The following is a 16211-nucleotide window of genomic DNA, read 5'->3' as shown; positions in this document are numbered from 1 at the left end:
CCAAGCAGGAGCTGGAGCGCGGATCCAGCAGAAATGCTCAGCTGCCTTGCTTGGCAAGACTGCTCCGCGCCACCGGCGCGCTAACGATCCCCTATCGTACCGAGGGATAACCCCTAGAGCTAGACGGCTCTCCACCTACCCAGCGCCTCTAGGAGGATCCCGGCGAAGGGGTGATCAATAGGGGCACCTCGACCTGGGCAGAGTTGGGCTCCGGCAGCGGTGGGGAACTGGGGTAGGGGATGCGCTCGTGGTTGGACTCTCGCCAAACTTCCACAAAGGCCTCGGCCACTACCTCCAGATCCTCTAGTGTCAAGCCACTGTCGACCAGTTGGCCATCCTGCCAACGGGCCTGGACAATTTTGCGGATAACAGCCTTGGCCCGCTCCAGTACCTCTGGGCCAAAGCCATCGCTCAGGGTCATGCTGCGCAGCGCCGCCTCACAGGCATCGGCCAGCATCACCACCCCTGTCTCCTTGCTTTGGGGGATCGGGCCATCGTAGCGGAAAGGCTGCTCAGGAACCGGCTGGCCTCCCGCTTTCAACTGAGCCTGATGGTAGAAATAGGCAATCAAGATCGTTCCCTGGTGTTCAGGAATGAAAGCCTGGACGGCGGTGGGCAACTTGTACTGCTTGGCCAGCCGCAGCCCATCGCTGACATGGGCCTTGATAATTTGAGCGCTGCGGTAGGGATCGTCCAGTTGCGTGTGGGGGTTGAGGCCGCCCATCTGGTTTTCGATGAAGTAGCGGGCCTGCAGCATTTTGCCAATGTCGTGGTAGAGGGTGCCTGTGCGCACCAGCTCCACGTTGAGATTGAGCTTCTGGGCCGCCCGTTCCGCCAAGGTGGCTACAAACAGGGTGTGCTGGAACGTGCCAGGGGCCTCTGCCGCCAGCCGCCGCAGCAGGGGGCGGTTGGGGTTGCTTAGCTCGATGAGACGAATGGGGGTGGCCAGATCGAACAGGCGCTCCAGGTAGGGGCTGGCTCCCAGGGCCACAATGCTCCACCCCAGCGTGATCCCCCCTCCCAAAGCCATGGCCAATAGGTCAAGGCTGCCACGGGTAGCCAAGCTGAGGGCTCCATAGGTTAGCATCTGCAGTGCCGCCGCCCCTCCCCCCAACAAGGCCAGCTCTTCCCGGGAACGGGCCCGCCCAGCCAGGGCACAGGCCACTCCACTGGCAGAAAGCAAGGGCAGGAAGCCAAGCAAGGTGGCCTCAGAAACTAGAGGTAGAAACAACGCCTGGCCTACCACCACCACCAAGCCCAGCCCCGCCCCATAGAAGCTGCCCAGCAACAATCCCACCGCTGGTAGAGAGTTGAACTCCAGCTGGGACAAAGCCGCCGAGAGGGGCGCTGTTAAGGAAAGCAGCAGAATCAACAGGCGATCGCGGCGGCGCAATCCCGGCTTCAGGCGTCGCTGCAGCGGCACAAAGACAGCCAAGCCTAGACCCATGAGGCCAGCTACTCCCACGAGGCCCCAGCCGTTCATCCGGCGCTGGGTAAAGCCAAAGTGGTCCAGGATCAGAAACGCCTTAGGAGTAATGGGCTCGCCTGCCCGCACGATAACCTGGTTTTCCGCAACCGAGATCAGGACGGGCTCGACTTTTTCCAGCTCGGCACGAATCCGCTGCTCGGTGCGCTGGGGATCTACCTCCAGGTTGGGAATGAGCACCTGTTGCAGCCACTGATAGACCAGCCCCTGTAGCTCCTGCCGCTGGGCAGCGCTGCCGGGAAAGGTCAGCTCATCCAGTTGGGCTTGGATCCCTTCAGCCCGCACTTCGCGCGGCAGCCCATCCACAATGCCGAGCTTCTGCACCCGCTCCAAAACCCGCCGACTCAAACTCTGGAGCTGCTGCCACTCAGCCTCTGTTAAGTTGAGAACTGGGGCAGGAACAGGGGGGGTGAGCTGTTCCAGAGCCGGCAGGGCTGCCCGATAGCGCTGCTGGGCCGCCTCCACCTGGGCAATCAGTTGGGTGTAGGGATCCATCACCTCTGGAGCCGGCCTGTCCAGCCAGGCTCGCTGCCAAACTTCAATGAGCTCTTGCCGGGCCCGCTGATCAGGGGGAAGCTGCTCTGGCCGCTCGGAGGGTTTTGCCGGCAAAGGCGGAGCAGTCGAGGGAGTGCGGATGGCCGTTTGCCGCACTGCCGCTTGCAGGGCCTCCCATTCTTCCGAGGGCAGCTGGCGCAGATAGATCTGGGTAGGCAGGGAGAGCAACTGAACGGAAACGTAGGGCAAGGGGCCAGCCTCTTGCCGAATGGCTTCCACTGCAGCCAGGAGGGCCTCTAGGTTTTGCCGCATGCTCTCGTTGGCAGCAGGGTTAATCTTGAGGGCCTGTACCACCCGCCGTCGCGCCTCGGCCTGCCGCGCCTGGGTGGCCTCCACATCCTCAATCTTTGCCGCCGCAGGGGCGATAAACGTCTGCGGCGAGCGACTGCCGACGGTCAGTTGTGGCTCGTTGTAGTAGCGGATCCCGTGGACAGCAGTGAGGGAGAGCAGCGCCAGCAGGTGGCCAAGGAGTTGCTCAGAAAGGGAGGGCCGGGCTTTGCGAGCAGACGGCGCCTGCGGTTGTCCCGTCCAGCGTTGCGCCATAGGTGGTAAGGGATTGTTCGTCAATTTGCCTGGCAGCCTCTTCTTTAACCGGCCAGCCCCGGGAACCGCCTAGTCACCAATGGTAATCTGGCCAATCATGCCTGCTTCAGCGTGGCCAGGGATCGTACAAACCAGGGAGTAAACCCCAGATTTGAGGGGGATAAACTGCCACTCCACTGCCGCGCCTGGCTTGAGCTCAATTTCTCGGATCTGTCCTTTAATTTCTACCCCAGCCACCTCCAATTTGCGCGTCCAAACAGCATCCGCAAAGTCTTTGGCGCTGAAGTAGTGCTTCAATTGGCTGGGATTGCTCAAACGCAACCGGTAGAGGTTGCCGTTGCGAAAAAAAAGCTCCTTAGGCACAAACACCAACTGGTTGTCGGCCGTGCCCAGCTCAACCGTTTTGTCCTGCGGCGTTTGCCGTGACAGATCCCGCCCCCAGGCCGGCCAAAGGAGGCCGCCACTCAACATCCACAGACAGCAGCTCAGGATTAGGAGATAGCGCAGCCCACGCAGCATAACCACTACTAACCAACACCCTGGAAACCCCAAGATAGCAGCTCAAGAGAAAGACGGGAGACCTGCCCTGGCAGCGGGCTGGACTGCCACCAGCTCCTGGCTTGCGCCCTGCAGCCCTTGACTAAGCCACAGAGTGGGGGGTGCCGCTGCAGCGCTTCCCTTGCCTTGTTCCATGGCTACAGCCGCAACGTAGCCCTCGGCAACCCGGAGAGGCAAGACTAGCCAGGCGGGATCGGGATCCCTGGCCAGCCTTCTGGCACCAGCCAGACCCACGCCCATGGCTTTCAGGAGAGCCTCTTTTTGGGTCCACATCTGCAAAAAAACTGCGTCCCGCTCTGGCGGTGGGCAGGCGAGGAGGTGGGCTTGCTCAGCGGCGGAAAAATAGCGCTGGGCAATGCGTTGCCAATAAGGCACGGGTCGGATCTGCTCCAAGTCCACACCAATTCGACGCTGCAGCGTCAAGCCCACCAGGATCCCCTGCTGGGAGTGGCTGAGGTTGAACTGCAGCGGTAGGGGTGGATCCCGCCAATAGGGCTTACCGCTAGCCGTGCGGTCAAGGGAGATGTCCTGGGGCGGAATGCCAGTGTAGCGGCTGAGCAAGGTTCGCAGCAACAGACGACCAGCCAGGAAACGGCGCCGATCCTCCAACAGGTGCAGTTGCTCTGCCCGCTGCCGTTCCTCGAGGGAAAGCAAGTCAAGCTGAGGGAGCAACGCCTCCAAGGGGGGCACCTCCTCTAGCCACAGGTAGATCGCTGGCTTTTCTAGCTCCAGCAGCCGTTGCCGCAGTCTTACCCTCCCAAGCTCCAGAGGCCCAGACAGTTCTGGAGGTTGCAAATAGGGTAACATGGCCTTGGGCTGGCGTGGTTGGAACACCACCTAGACAGTAGCTCTCTTCCTGGACGTGCTCGCAAGGCCAGGGTTGACTTGATGTATTCCTTTCACTACCCACCCCGCCCCGACCGTATCCGCAGCGCTCCTCAACAGGCTACTCGCCAAGGGATCCTCTGGCCGTTGCTGGTCGTTACGGCTGTGGTGTCCGGCTGTGCAGGGGCTTTCCTGGCGGCCATGCTGCCCCGTCCGGTTCTCCCCCCTTCTCTAAGTGCTGAGGACCAGGCAGTCTTCCGACCGGATGCCCTGCGGGCTGCTGCCCTGGATCAGTCCCTGCACATTCTCATCCTTGGCACCGACAAGCCAGATCCCACCCTCTCGGGATCGGGGGTGGCACGCTTTAACAGCCGCTCCGACACCATCCTTCTTGCTCGCTTTGATCCCCAGGAGCGGCGGATTACCGTGTTGTCGATCCCTCGCGACACCCGCGTGCGCTTGCCCGGCTTCGGCGTGGCCAAGATCAACGCCGCCAACCTGGTGGGAGGCCCTGCCCTAACCGCTCAGGTGGTGAGCCAGTTGCTGGGCGGGATCCCGATTGACCGCTACGTCCGCCTCAATACTGAGGCCCTGGAAGCCATAATCGACGCAGTGGGTGGCGTGGAGGTCTACGTACCGGAGCCCATGCAGTACGTGGATCGCACGCAGCAGTTGTTTATTAACCTAGAACCCGGCTGGCACCGCCTCAACGGGAAACAGGCCCAACACTTTGCCCGCTTTCGCCGCGACCACCTGGGGTTGGGAGATATCGGCCGGGTGCAACGGCAACAGGAGCTGCTGCGGGCCCTCAGCCGGGAACTGCTTTCCCCTGCCGTCTGGCCGCGCATCCCGCAGGTTTTGCAGGTTGTCCGTACCCACCTGGATACCAACCTTACTTGGGAAGAAGTCTTGAGCTTGGCCAAGTTCCTTCTCACCTACGGCGGGGATCGCATTGATTTCCTCCTGTTGCCGGGCCGCTTCAGCCAACCAGGAGAATTTGCCACCAGCTACTGGCTGCCGGATCTAGCCGGGATCCGCCGTGTGGCCGCCACCCATTTTGGCCTGGAGGCAGAAGTGGCCCCCATCCCGCCGCAACACCTGCGCATAGCTGTGCAAAACGCTACCGGCAAGCCGGGGATGGCCCGCCGCATGGTGCAAGAACTGATTAGACAGGGCTACACCCAAGCTTTTGCCGTCGAAGACAGCCCCCAGGTGTTGCCGCACACGGAGATCCTCGCCCAAAGTGGGGATCGGGAGGGAGCTATGCAGGTTCGCGCTGCCATTGGGCTAGGAGAGCTGCGGGTGGAGTCCACGGGAGTTCTCAACTCCGACATCACCATTCGTCTGGGTCAAGATTGGGCAGAGCAGCTTGCCCTCGAGATAAACCAGGGCCAGAGCCAGCATAGAGGAGCTCAGCTCTAGGGCCAGTTGATCTGGGTGCCAATTGTCGAGGGGGATCCCAGTTTTCCTCCTGGCGCTAGGGACACAAAAACAGTTGCTAGCGTGCTGGGTTTAAAACAGCAGCGTCCAAAGCTGTCCTACTAGGCCCTAGGAAGGCAAACCGCGTATACCAGGAGGGTGAGGCTTGAGGCTTAGTTTTCTTGGTAGATTGGAACTAAGCTGGTTCTAAGTTGGTTCAAGTGGCAACCTGCCTATGACCGTCCTGGAACAGGGAGCTATCACGGTCCACACGGAGAACATTTTTCCCATCATCAAGCAGTTTCTCTATTCGGATCGCGAGATCTTTTTGCGGGAGCTGATCTCCAACGCTGCTGATGCCATTGCCAAGCTGAAAATGGCCAAGCTGGCTGGCGAAGTGACGGATCCCCCAGAGCCAGAGATTGTCATCTCGCTCCACAAAGAGGCCAAGACCCTCTCCGTAAGCGACACTGGCATCGGCATGACCGCCGAAGAGGTGAAAAAATACATCAACCAAGTGGCCTTCTCCAGCGCTGAAGAGTTTATTCAAAAGTACAAGGACAAGGGGGCGGACCAGGTCATCATTGGTCACTTTGGGCTGGGTTTTTATTCTTCCTTTATGGTGGCGCAGCGGGTGGAGATCGACACCCTTTCCTACCGGCCTGGCAGCACCCCTGTGAAATGGTCCTGTGACGGCAGCCCCAATTTTACCCTCTCATCTTCCCAACGCTCTGCCATCGGCACCACTGTTACCCTCTACCTAACCCCCGATAGTGAGGAATATTTGGACCCAGGCCGCATCCGCGAACTGGTGCGCAAGTACTGCGACTTTATTCCTGTTCCCATCAAGCTCAACGGAGAGGTTATCAACCGGCAAAAGCCTCTCTGGAAAATTCCTCCTTCAGAACTTAAAGACGAAGACTACCTAGAGTTTTACCGCTATCTGTATCCCTTCCAGGAGGATCCTCACTTCTGGGTCCACATCAACACAGACTATCCTTTCATTGTGCAAGGGATCCTTTACTTCCCCAAGTTGCGCCCGGATATTGATCCCACTAAGGGTCAAGTTAAACTTTTCTGCAACCAAGTTTTTGTCCAGGATAACTGTGAGGAGGTTATCCCTAAGTTTCTCCTGCCCTTGCGCGGCGCCATCGACAGCCCCGATATCCCCCTCAACGTCTCCCGTAGTTTCTTACAAAACGACCGCACCGTTAGGCGCATTGGGGATCACATCGCCAAAAAGGTGGCAGATCGCCTCAACGAGCTCTACAGAGAAGACTACGAAAAGTACGTCAGGGTCTGGCCAGATATCAGCCTCTTTATGAAATTTGGGGCCATGAACAATGACAAGTTCTTTGCCCAGATCAAAGACATTCTCATCTTCCGAGTGGCCGGATCCCCTGCTGATAAACCGGAGTACGTGACTCTCAAAGAATACCTGGAGCGCACGCGGGAGAAACAGAACAAGCGGGTTTACTACGCCACCGACGAGGCAGCTCAGAGCGCCTACATCGACCTGCACCGCTCCCAGGGCCTAGAAGTCATCATGCTAGATAGCTGGATCGACAGCCATTTCAGCAGCTTCCTGGAGCGGGAGTATCGGGAAGAAGGGATCCAATTTAAGCGGGTGGACTCGGAGTTGGATGAAGCCCTGATCAGTAAAGACAAGGCTGCTGAGATTGTTGACCCCACAACTCAGAAAACCCGCAGCGAAAAGCTGGTGGATCTTTTCCGTCAGGCGCTGGGGAAAGAAAAGCTGCAAATCAGGGCCGAGGCCCTTAAGTCAGAGTCGGTTCCGGCCATGATCCTACTGCCGGAAACCCTGCGGCGGCTGCAAGAGCTGAACGCTATCTTGCAACAGAAGCCAATGGAGTTTTTGGAAGAACACACCCTAGTTCTCAACACCGCCCACCCCCTGATCCAAAACCTGCAAGCTTTGGCCGAGGAGGGGCGGGATCCAGAGCTGGTCAACCTTATCTGCAACCACATCTATGACCTAGCGCTGATTACCCAGAAGAGCTTCGACCCAGCAGCGGCGCGGGCCTTTGTGCAGCGCTCCAACGAGGTGCTGACGCGGCTTACCCGCCGTTAGTAGGCAGCACTCTCCCAGCCGGCTCCCGTCTGCAGAGCTTCTGCTGGCCCAGGCAAGGGAGGGCGAGAGCTGGCGCCGTTTCTGCTCTCTTGGAGAAGGGGAGCCACCTGCCGCATAAGGGTAGCCATCTCTAGGGCACTCATGGCGTACTCCCAGCCCTTGTTGTTTTTGATCCCAGCCCGCTCTAGCGCCTGCTGCAGGGTGTCGGCCGTGAGGATACCGAAAATGACCGGCACCCCAGTACGGAAGCCTGCTGCCGCGATCCCCTTGGCCACCTCTGCCGCCACATAGTCAAAGTGGGGGGTCTGCCCCCGGATCACCGCCCCCAGGCAAATGATGGCATCGTAGCGGCGGGACTGGGCCAGTTGGTGGGCTACCAGCGGCACCTCAAAGCTGCCAGGCACCCAGTAGTAGTCCACCTGGCGGCTCTCGGGGCTGACATCTAGGCCATGCCGCTTCAGGGCATCCTGACACCCCTCCAACAACTTGCCCACAATTAAATCGTTAAACCGGCTAATAACAATGGCTAGACGCAGATCGCCTGTCTGAACAAAATTCCCTTCGTAAACTGCCATCTTGCTGCTCCGGGAAAAGAAAGCGGCCTCCCCTAGGCCGCAAAGCGGCACTTTTTATCCTGGCATACTCCCGCTGCTCCTGGCCCAATCGGCTAGCTAGGCCAAGAAGGGATCCCTAGACAGACGGCGTGGCAGGCTAGTAGGGGTCTCCAGGCTGGCCGCCCACTCACTGAGGAGGGCATTGACCCAGTGGGGCAGCTCGTCGTGGGCACAGTGGCCTACCCCTGGCAGCTTCACCAAAGTAAGAGCCGGCTGCCAGCGCTTGAACTGATCCGCCAAAAAACTGGGCACCGCCGGATCCTCTTGACCCCAGAGGAGGAGAATGGGCATTTTGAGGGCGGGCAGGAGGCGCCTGGGGCTGTCGAAGCGGCGGCAGAGGATGGCCCTGAGGCTGTCCAAGAACACATGGGCTGCCCCCAGGTCAAAAGCTGGCGCTTGGAAGATCTGCACCAGCTCGTCGTCCACCTGCTCATCCCGCTTGTAGACGTTTTTGATCCAGGCCCGCAGTACCTCAGTTTGCCGCAGCCAATGAAAGAGGTGGGGATAGGTGAGCGGGCACCCCAGCAAGGCAAGGATCCCTTCGCAGAGGGCTCGCACCAGGACATCCCAGGGAGGGGGCAACTCTTCGGGGTGGGGCCCATCGGCGCAGCTAATCAGGCACAGGCCCTTCACCATCTGGGGATAGCGGCTAGCGGCAATCACCCCCACCAGCCCGCCCAGGGAGTGGCCAACCAGGATCAGGGGCTGCTGGATGTGGACGTGCCAAAACTCGTACACCTGCTCCACCCACAGGTCAACGCTGTAGGCGATCTCCGGCTTGGCGCTTTTCCCAAATCCCAGCAAGTCGAGGGCGTAGACAGAGCGCTGCGCTCCCAGGGGGATGATATTGTGGCGCCAGTGGCCTACCGAAGCTCCAAAGCCATGGATTAGAAGGGCCGGCGCCGCCACCAAGTTTACCTGGCCAGTGGGGGTGTGAGCGCGACTAGGAGTGTAGGTGAAGTGAATGGGCCAGCCCCGCCAGACCCAAGTTTGGGAATGGCCATAGCGAGGCAAGCCCGAGAGGGGATCCCTGGTGTCAGCTGCTTGGGGGGGAGAGGGCATTTCAAGTCTAGGGGAGGAGCAAGTTAACAACAAAAGCCCCACTGCTAGAGTGGATAGACCCATCATAGCGACTGCGTCGGGGTGCCTTGAGATGAGCGAGGAGACAGACTGGATAGACCCCATTACGGCGGCCAGCTTTCGCCAGATCGACCAAGAGATCGGTCCCCACCCCTGGCAGGGGATCCCCTATGAGATTGTGCGCCGCGCCATCCACGCCACCGCTGACTTCGAGCTGCGGGATCGCTTTGTGTTCAGCCCCACGGCAGTTGAGGCGGGGCTGGCGGCCCTGCGGCAAAAACAGCCGGTGGTGGTGGATGTCAGGATGGTGGCCGCCGGGATCCAAGCGGGCCTTGAGGCTCAGGGGATCCCGCTCCACTGCGCCTTAGACTGGGTGGAAGAGCCCCTTGCAGTTGGGCAAACCCGCGCTGCTCAGGGGATGATTAAGGTGGCCCGCCGCTACCCGGAGGCCATCTTTGTTGTTGGCAATGCCCCCACCGCCTTGTTGGCGCTGGTGGAGGAGATTCGCGCGCAGCGGCTCCGGCCCAGCCTCGTGATTGGGGTGCCGGTAGGCTTTGTGGCCGTGGAGGAGGCAAAGCAAGCCTTGGCCCAAACGGATGTCCCCCAGATTCGGGTGGAGGGCCGCAAGGGTGGATCCCCGGTGGCTGCCGCCATTGTCAATGCTCTACTGCTAGCCGCCCGCCGCCTCCCCTCCTCAACCCACTAGAATTGGAGCTACGTCTGCACTCCCCCAATCCACCTATCGAACGCCCAATGGCTGACCGGCCACCTCAGCTGGCAGTGGTAGGCGTAGCGGGGGACGGCTCCGTGGCTTCCTGGGGGATCCGGCCTCTCTCCCAAGCCCAAACCCTGGCCGGGCCCCCTAGCCTGCTGCAGCTCTTTGCCGACCATCCCGCTCGCAAGGTCTGGCTTACTGGACCGGTGGAAAGTTGGATCCCGCTTCTGCAGAAGGAACTAGCGCAGGGATCGGTGGTTTTGTTGGCCAGCGGGGATCCCCTGTTTTTTGGAATTGGGCGCCTGCTGACCCAGTATTTCCCACGGGAGCAGTTGGCGTTCTACCCGCAGGTGAGCTCAGTGCAGTTGGCCCTCAACCGCCTGCAGATCCCCTGGCAGGAGGCCACCATCCTCAGCCTGCACGGACGGGGAATGGAGCTGTTGGAACCCGTTCTCAAACAGGGATCCCCTGTGATTGTGGTGCTTACCGATCCCAAGCACACGCCAGCCGGCCTAGCCCAGTTCATTGCCGACCTGCAGCTGCCAGTGCGCTACCAGGCCTGGGTGTGCAGCCAACTGGGATCCCCCCAGGAGCAGATTGTGCCCCTCCTTGCAGGGAAAGCCTCCACCTTCCCCAGCCCCAACCTGGTAGTGTTGCAGCGCGTTGAGTCGGAACCGGATCCCCGTCGCTGGCCCCTAGTCGGGATCCCCGACGATCAGTTCCACACCTTTCCCGACCAGCCCGGCCTAATCACCAAACAGCCCATCCGCCTCCTCACCCTGGGGGCGCTGCAGCTGCCACGGCAGGGAGTAGTTTGGGACATCGGGGCCGGCACCGGCTCGGTGGCTGTAGAGATTGCCCGCCTCTCGCCCCAGCTCCAGGTCTATGCCATTGAGCGCAATGCCACAGGCATTTGTCTTATCCAGCGCAACCGCCAACGCTTCGGCCTGGAGAACCTGCACGTGATCCCGGGGGCAGCGCCCCAGGCGCTGGCTGACCTGCCGGATCCGGATCGGGTGTTGCTGGGGGGAGGTGGCAAAGGGATCCCCCAGCTCCTGCCCGTAGTGGCGGCCCGCTTGCGGCCTGAAGGAATCCTGGTGGCCAACTTCGCCACCCTGGAAACCTGCAGCGAAGCTCTACAGTGGCTGCGCTCACGGGGCTGGCAGGTGCGGCTGGAGCATGTCCAGATCTCCCGCTCAACAGCCCTGGCGGAGGGCACTCGTTTTGCCCCCCTCAACCCCGTTTACCTGTTGCAAGGGATCCCGGCCAGTTCTTGACCTCCTCCCCCCCTACCGGCTTGCTCCAGCCCACGCAAGCCAACAGCGCCGCCGGAGGGACGGGACTTGAATCCCCTTTTCTTGGCCATCGCCGTAACGCTTTCCCCCGGGCCAGGGGGCTGGCGGCAAACTACCCCTCGTCCTCTTCGTCGTTGCTGAGCCCTCCTCGGTAGAGGTAGGAAGGTCGGTTGGTCTTCTTAATGTAGTCCTTGATGGATTCTAGGTCGATGTAGCGATCCGCCAAGTTGATGAGTTGATCACTGGTCATGGAGCGCAGGCTAACCACCTCCACCCGTGCTCCCTGATAGCTAACGGCATTGACGGCATAGGCCAAGTCGCCGTCGCCGCTCACCAGCACCGCTGTCTCATACCAGCGCACCAGCGACAACATGTCCACGGCAATCTCCACATCTAGGTTGGCCCGCTTGGATCCATCCGGGAGCTGGGTTAGCTCTTTGGTAACCACCCGGTAGCCATTGCGGCGCATCCAGAGCAAAAACCCCTGCTGCTTTTCGTTGTTGCGATCAACGCCGGTGTAGAAGAAGGAGCGCAAAAGGGGAGAACGACCGGTGAGCGTCTTCAGGAGGCGGGTGTAGTCAATCTCAATGCCCATCTGCAGGGCAGCATAGAAGAGGTTGGCCCCGTCAATGAAGATGGCTACGCGCCCGCGGTTGTCCTGGAAAGGCTCCGGAAGTTGAAAGCCAGGCTCAGGATCAAGACGCAACATTCGAGTTTTCTTCTCCAAGTTTTGGCAAAGGGGTAGAGAAAGTAGAATATTGCCAAGGGTCAGGAGGGCAAGGCATTGGCACAGCAGGGCCCTAGCTTACGCCATTACCCTAGCGTAGAAGATCACCTCCCCCTGGAAGACTTCCAAAATCCTAAAGAAAAATACTTAGCCGAGCCTGGGCAGGGAGGTCTGCTCTCTTATCGCTTCCCCACTCCCCTCCACAAAGGGGTGTTGCGCAGCCGCTACAAACGCTTCTTTGCGGAGGTGGAACTAGAGGACGGGCAACAGGTAACTGCCCACTGCCCCAACACTGGCCCGATGACGGGAGTCTGCCAGGTGGGGGCAGCTGTGTACCTCTCCTACCACCCCCATCCCCAGCGCAAGCTGGCCTACACCTGGGAGATGATCCAAGTAGGGGAGGTGTGGGTAGGGATCAACACTGGCCTCCCCAATCGCCTGGTGGAATGGGGGCTGGAACGCGGCTGGTTTCCCCAATTGGCGGGATTTTCCCATTGGCAACGGGAAGTCACCTGCGGCAGAAGCAAAATCGACTTCTTGCTCAGGGGAGACTCTGGCTTGGCCTACCTAGAGGTTAAAAACACCACCTGGGCGGTGGGATCCCGCGCCCTCTTCCCGGATACAGTGACAACTCGCGGCCAAAAACACCTGGAAGATTTGATCCAGATCCGCCGGCAAGGGCAGCGGGCTCTGCTGCTGTATTGGATTAACCGCGCCGATTGCACCGAGTTTGCCCCCGGGGCAGAACGGGATCCCCGCTATGCCCGTCTGTTTTACCAGGCCCTGCAAACGGGGGTTGAGGTGCTGCCCTACCGGGTCGAGGTTTCGCCGCAAGGGATCCGCCCCTTGGGCCTAGCTCAACTTGTGGTCTAAGAGAACCTTCTGGGATGCAAGTAGCCACCTGGAATGTCAACTCCATCCGCACCCGCCTGTCTCAGGTTTTGGCTTGGTTGGACAAGCAGGGATCCCTGGATGTGCTCTGCCTGCAAGAGACCAAGGTGGTGGATGAAGACTTTCCCCGGGCCGCCTTCGAAGAGCGGGGCTTTCATGTGGAGGTGTACGGGCAGAAAGCCTACAACGGCGTTGCCCTCATCAGCCGGGAGGTGCCGGAAAAAGTAGAGCGCGGCTTTGGGGCCCTGCTGCCGACAGCAGCAGAGCTGGACGAGCAAAAGCGGCTTATCGGCGGCCTCTACCGCGGCATCCGCATCCTCAACCTCTATGTGCCCAATGGCGAGGCGGTGGGATCTGACAAGTACGCCTACAAGTTGCGCTGGCTGGCCTGCCTGAAAGAGTACCTCCAGCTGGCCCTCGACCAAGGGCAGCCGATTCTTCTCTGTGGTGACTTCAACATTGCCCCGGAAGATCGGGATATCTACGATCCCAGCAAAGCCGGAGAAATCATGGCCTCGGAGCCGGAGCGGCAGGCCCTGCGGGAGATCCTGGCTTTGGGGTTTGAGGATGCCTTCCGCAAGTTTAACCCGGATCCCGGCCATTTTAGCTGGTGGGACTACCGGGCCGGAGGGTTTCAGAAGAATCGCGGCTGGCGCATTGATCACCTTTACCTTTCCCCTCTGCTTCAGGACAAGGCTATTGCCTGCTGGATTGACCTTGAGCCGCGGCGGTTACCGAAGCCCAGCGACCATGCCCCTGTGGTTGTAGAGCTGGCAGTCTAAAATCCCCAAGCCGCTCCTTGCCAATCCTTCCCTGAGACAAGAGCGGCTACCTGCGCTAGGCTGGTAGGTGTTAACGAATGTATCGGGCTACCGCCATGGCGCTCTTTGGTTTTGGCAAACTGAGCAAGAAACTGACCCTGCCCACGCCGGAAGAGGCTTTGCCGGGCCGCTCCGAGCCAATGGCAATCGTTAACCGGCACTACGTCAAGGGCACGCCCCTAAAGCCTCCCTTTCCCGAGGGCATGGAGCTGGCCATGTTCGGCATGGGCTGCTTTTGGGGAGCCGAGCGCAAGTTTTGGCAGTTGCCCGGAGTGTTTACCACTGCCGTGGGCTATGCGGGCGGGTATACCCCCAACCCCACCTATGAGGAAGTTTGCACCGGCTTGACTGGCCACAATGAGGTGGTGCGGGTGGTTTACGATCCCAGCCAGATTAGCTACCTGCAGCTTTTAAAGGTGTTTTGGGAAAACCACGATCCCACCCAAGGGATGCGCCAGGGCAATGATGTGGGCACCCAGTATCGCTCCGGCATCTACGTCTACTCCCAAGCCCAACGGGAGCTGGCGGAAAAAACCCGCGATCTCTACCAGCAGGCTTTGAGCGCCCACGGCTACGGTCGGATCACCACTGAGATCTTGGAGGCTCCAGAGTTCTACTACGCCGAAGACTACCACCAGCAGTACCTGGCCAAAAACCCACGCGGCTACTGTGGCCTGGGGGGAACGGGGGTGCCGCTGCCGGAGCTCCTCCCTAAGTCTGTTTAAGCCCCACGGAACTGTCCAGACGCGTCCTTGACAGCGCCTTGACAAGAATCCCCCGCCTTGAGGCGGTGGGAGCGTCAACCTGGCCAATGGCGGCCATGGCCCTTACCCCCGGTCCCTCTCCCTCAGGGAGAGGGGAGTCAGAGCGGCGCGTTCGTGACGGCGTTGCCTAGCGCTAACGACGTACAGAAACCTTTCATTTTCCCGGTTGCTTGCTTGCAAGGATCCCAAAAGATGTTTAGAAGATGCGGCGGGAAGGGGATCCCCGCTCCAGCAGCTCCTTGGCTACTAGGGTCACCACTGCCAGCAAGGAGAGCACCACCGCTGCTGCATAGGCTGAGCCCGTGGCATAGCTGCGGTAGGCATCTTCCACAAACAGAGGTAGGGTTTGGGTGCGCCCAACGATGTTGCCCGAGACCACCGCCACAGCGCCAAACTCCCCCATGGCACGGGCATTCGTTAGGATGACGCCGTACAGAAGGCCCCAGCGGATGTTGGGCAGGGTGATGCGCCAAAAGATCTGCCAGGAATTCGCTCCCAGGGTTTTGGCGGCCTCTTCCTCTTCGGTGCCGGTTTCTTCCAAGACGGGCAGTACCTCCCGCACCACAAAAGGCAAGGTGATGAAAGCCGTGGCCAGCACAATGCCCGGAAAGGCAAAAAGGACCCGCAGGTTCCAGGATCCCAGCCAACCTTGACGGCCAAAGATTAGCACCAGCATCAGGCCGGCCACTACTGGCGAAATGGAAAAGGGCAGGTCAATAAGGCTAAGCAGCAAGGCCCGTCCTGGAAAGCGGCGGCGGGCCAAGGCTAGGGCGGCGCAGAGGCCAAAAAGAGTATTGAGCGGCACAACAACCAGGGCAGTCAGCAAAGTCAAGCGGGCCGCACTGAGAAACTCTCGCTCCCCTAGGTGCTGAAAAAAAGTGGGGATCCCTTCCCGAAAGGCCTGGTAGAAAACATTCACCAGCGGGATCCCGATGAGCAGACCTACGTAGAGCAAGACGATCCCAATCAGCAGGCCAGCTAGCCAAGGGCTGGCGGGTGGTGCAACTTCCCTAGGTTTCATGGCGACTTGCCCAGCCTTGCAGAAGGTTAATCACCGCCAGCAATAGAAAGGAGATCACCAACATCACTGTTCCAATCACGGTGGCGCCGGCGTAATCGTACTGTTCCAGTCTTTGGATGACCAGCACCGCCGCAATCAAGTCCTGGAAAGGGATGCTGGCGGCAATAATGACGATGGAGCCATACTCACCGACCGCGCGAGAAAACCCCAGCGCCACCCCTGTTAGGATAGAAGGCAGAATTTGCGGCAACACCACTCGGCGAAAGGTCTGCCAGCGGGAGGCGCCCAAGCTCCAGGCAGCTTCTTCCACCTCTGGTTCCAGTTCCTGGAGCACCGGCTGCACGGTCCGCACCACAAAGGGAAAAGAGATAAACAGCATTGCCACCCCCACCCCCAAGCGGGTAAAGGCAATGCGAATTCCCAAGGGAGCCAGCAAGGATCCTATCCAACCGTTGCTGCTGTAGACTGTGGCCAGGGTGAGACCGGCCACAGCCGTGGGCAGGGCAAAGGGCAGATCAATTAACCCCTCGAGGAGCTTTTTGCCGGGGAAGGCGTAGCGCACCAACACCCAGGCGGTTAGGGTGCCCATCACACCGTTCACGAGGGCTGCCAGCAAGGCAGTTACAAAAGTAACCTCATAGGCAGAGAGGGCTAGGGGATCGGTTGCAATCCGCCAAAACTCTGCCCAGCCCAGGGTGCTGGACTTGGTAATCAAGGCAGCCAGGGGCAAGACTAACATCAGGAAGAGATAGCTCAGGGTCAGCCCCCACGGCCAAGACAGTTGAGACAACGCTTGCAGCAAGGT

The 16211-nt window shown here is 60.1% G+C and carries 15 protein-coding genes; 7 read left to right on the top strand and 8 right to left on the bottom strand.

All coding sequences use genetic code 11. The features are described 5' to 3' along the window. Nucleotides 1-148: 148 nt before the first annotated feature. The 3 genes from NW830_RS01790 to NW830_RS01780 all read right to left on the bottom strand — a co-directional run bounded on the left by NW830_RS01790 (nt 149) and on the right by NW830_RS01780 (nt 3979). Nucleotides 149-2584 (bottom strand): HD family phosphohydrolase, encoded by a 2436-nt coding sequence (locus NW830_RS01790; protein WP_414404534.1) that lies wholly within the window; start codon nt 2582-2584, stop codon nt 149-151. 69 nt (nt 2585-2653) lie between these two features. After that, a complete protein-coding gene (locus tag NW830_RS01785; protein WP_414359493.1) occupies nt 2654-3103 on the bottom strand; it encodes a plastocyanin/azurin family copper-binding protein in 450 nt (149 codons plus the stop codon). A gap of 42 nt (nt 3104-3145) precedes the next feature. Then, on the bottom strand, nt 3146-3979 hold the full coding sequence (locus tag NW830_RS01780; RefSeq protein WP_414359495.1) for a 4'-phosphopantetheinyl transferase family protein: 834 nt from the start codon (nt 3977-3979) through the stop codon (nt 3146-3148). A 51-nt stretch (nt 3980-4030) separates the two neighbouring features. On the opposite strand from NW830_RS01780, the gene NW830_RS01775 reads away from it, so the two are divergent. Further along, nucleotides 4031-5389 carry an LCP family protein gene (locus NW830_RS01775; protein WP_414359496.1) on the top strand — a complete coding sequence of 453 codons (1359 nt, stop codon included), beginning with the start codon at nt 4031-4033 and terminating at the stop codon, nt 5387-5389. A 232-nt stretch (nt 5390-5621) separates the two neighbouring features. After that, nucleotides 5622-7478, top strand: coding sequence for a molecular chaperone HtpG (gene htpG, locus NW830_RS01770; RefSeq protein ID WP_414359498.1), 1857 nt, complete (start codon nt 5622-5624; stop codon nt 7476-7478). On the opposite strand, the gene ribH is transcribed toward htpG, so the two are convergent. Both ribH and NW830_RS01760 read right to left on the bottom strand, forming a co-directional pair. Further along, nucleotides 7475-8053 (bottom strand): 6,7-dimethyl-8-ribityllumazine synthase, encoded by a 579-nt coding sequence (gene ribH / locus NW830_RS01765; RefSeq protein WP_414359499.1) that lies wholly within the window; start codon nt 8051-8053, stop codon nt 7475-7477. The two genes, htpG and ribH, sit on opposite strands and share 4 nt — an antisense overlap. 96 nt (nt 8054-8149) lie before the next feature. Next, on the bottom strand, nt 8150-9154 hold the full coding sequence (locus NW830_RS01760) for an alpha/beta fold hydrolase (RefSeq protein ID WP_414359501.1): 1005 nt from the start codon (nt 9152-9154) through the stop codon (nt 8150-8152). 91 nt (nt 9155-9245) lie between these two features. On the opposite strand from NW830_RS01760, the gene NW830_RS01755 reads away from it, so the two are divergent. Further along, a complete protein-coding gene (locus NW830_RS01755) occupies nt 9246-9878 on the top strand; it encodes a cobalt-precorrin-8X methylmutase (RefSeq protein WP_414359503.1) in 633 nt (210 codons plus the stop codon). A gap of 47 nt (nt 9879-9925) precedes the next feature. Next, nucleotides 9926-11164, top strand: coding sequence for a precorrin-6y C5,15-methyltransferase (decarboxylating) subunit CbiE (gene cbiE / locus NW830_RS01750; protein ID WP_414359504.1), 1239 nt, complete (start codon nt 9926-9928; stop codon nt 11162-11164). A gap of 130 nt (nt 11165-11294) precedes the next feature. Here cbiE and NW830_RS01745 read toward each other — a convergent pair whose 3' ends face one another. Next, on the bottom strand, nt 11295-11891 hold the full coding sequence (locus tag NW830_RS01745; protein ID WP_414359506.1) for an NYN domain-containing protein: 597 nt from the start codon (nt 11889-11891) through the stop codon (nt 11295-11297). A 189-nt stretch (nt 11892-12080) separates the two neighbouring features. Here NW830_RS01745 and sfsA point away from each other — a divergent pair, with 189 nt between their 5' ends. The 3 genes from sfsA to msrA all read left to right on the top strand — a co-directional run bounded on the left by sfsA (nt 12081) and on the right by msrA (nt 14346). Continuing rightward, nucleotides 12081-12782: a DNA/RNA nuclease SfsA gene (gene sfsA, locus NW830_RS01740; RefSeq protein ID WP_414360039.1), complete on the top strand. Its 702-nt coding sequence runs from the start codon at nt 12081-12083 to the stop codon at nt 12780-12782. A 14-nt stretch (nt 12783-12796) separates the two neighbouring features. Then, nucleotides 12797-13582, top strand: coding sequence for an exodeoxyribonuclease III (xth, locus tag NW830_RS01735; RefSeq protein WP_414359508.1), 786 nt, complete (start codon nt 12797-12799; stop codon nt 13580-13582). Nucleotides 13583-13677: 95 nt separating this feature from the next. After that, a complete protein-coding gene (msrA, locus tag NW830_RS01730) occupies nt 13678-14346 on the top strand; it encodes a peptide-methionine (S)-S-oxide reductase MsrA (protein ID WP_414360041.1) in 669 nt (222 codons plus the stop codon). Between the two features lie 235 nt (nt 14347-14581). On the opposite strand, the gene cysW is transcribed toward msrA, so the two are convergent. Continuing rightward, entirely contained in the window at nt 14582-15406 is an 825-nt protein-coding gene (gene cysW, locus NW830_RS01725) for a sulfate ABC transporter permease subunit CysW (RefSeq protein WP_414359509.1), read from the bottom strand. Then, a complete protein-coding gene (cysT, locus tag NW830_RS01720; protein ID WP_414359510.1) occupies nt 15396-16208 on the bottom strand; it encodes a sulfate ABC transporter permease subunit CysT in 813 nt (270 codons plus the stop codon). Before cysT ends, cysW begins: the two co-directional genes overlap by 11 nt. Nucleotides 16209-16211 lie beyond the last annotated feature (3 nt).

This window comes from Synechococcus sp. OH30 (assembly GCF_047462175.1).
Classification (GTDB): Bacteria; Cyanobacteriota; Cyanobacteriia; order Thermostichales; family Thermostichaceae; genus Thermostichus.
Note: the sequence above shows the minus strand (reverse complement) of the source record. Positions and strands in the feature narration are given on the sequence as shown.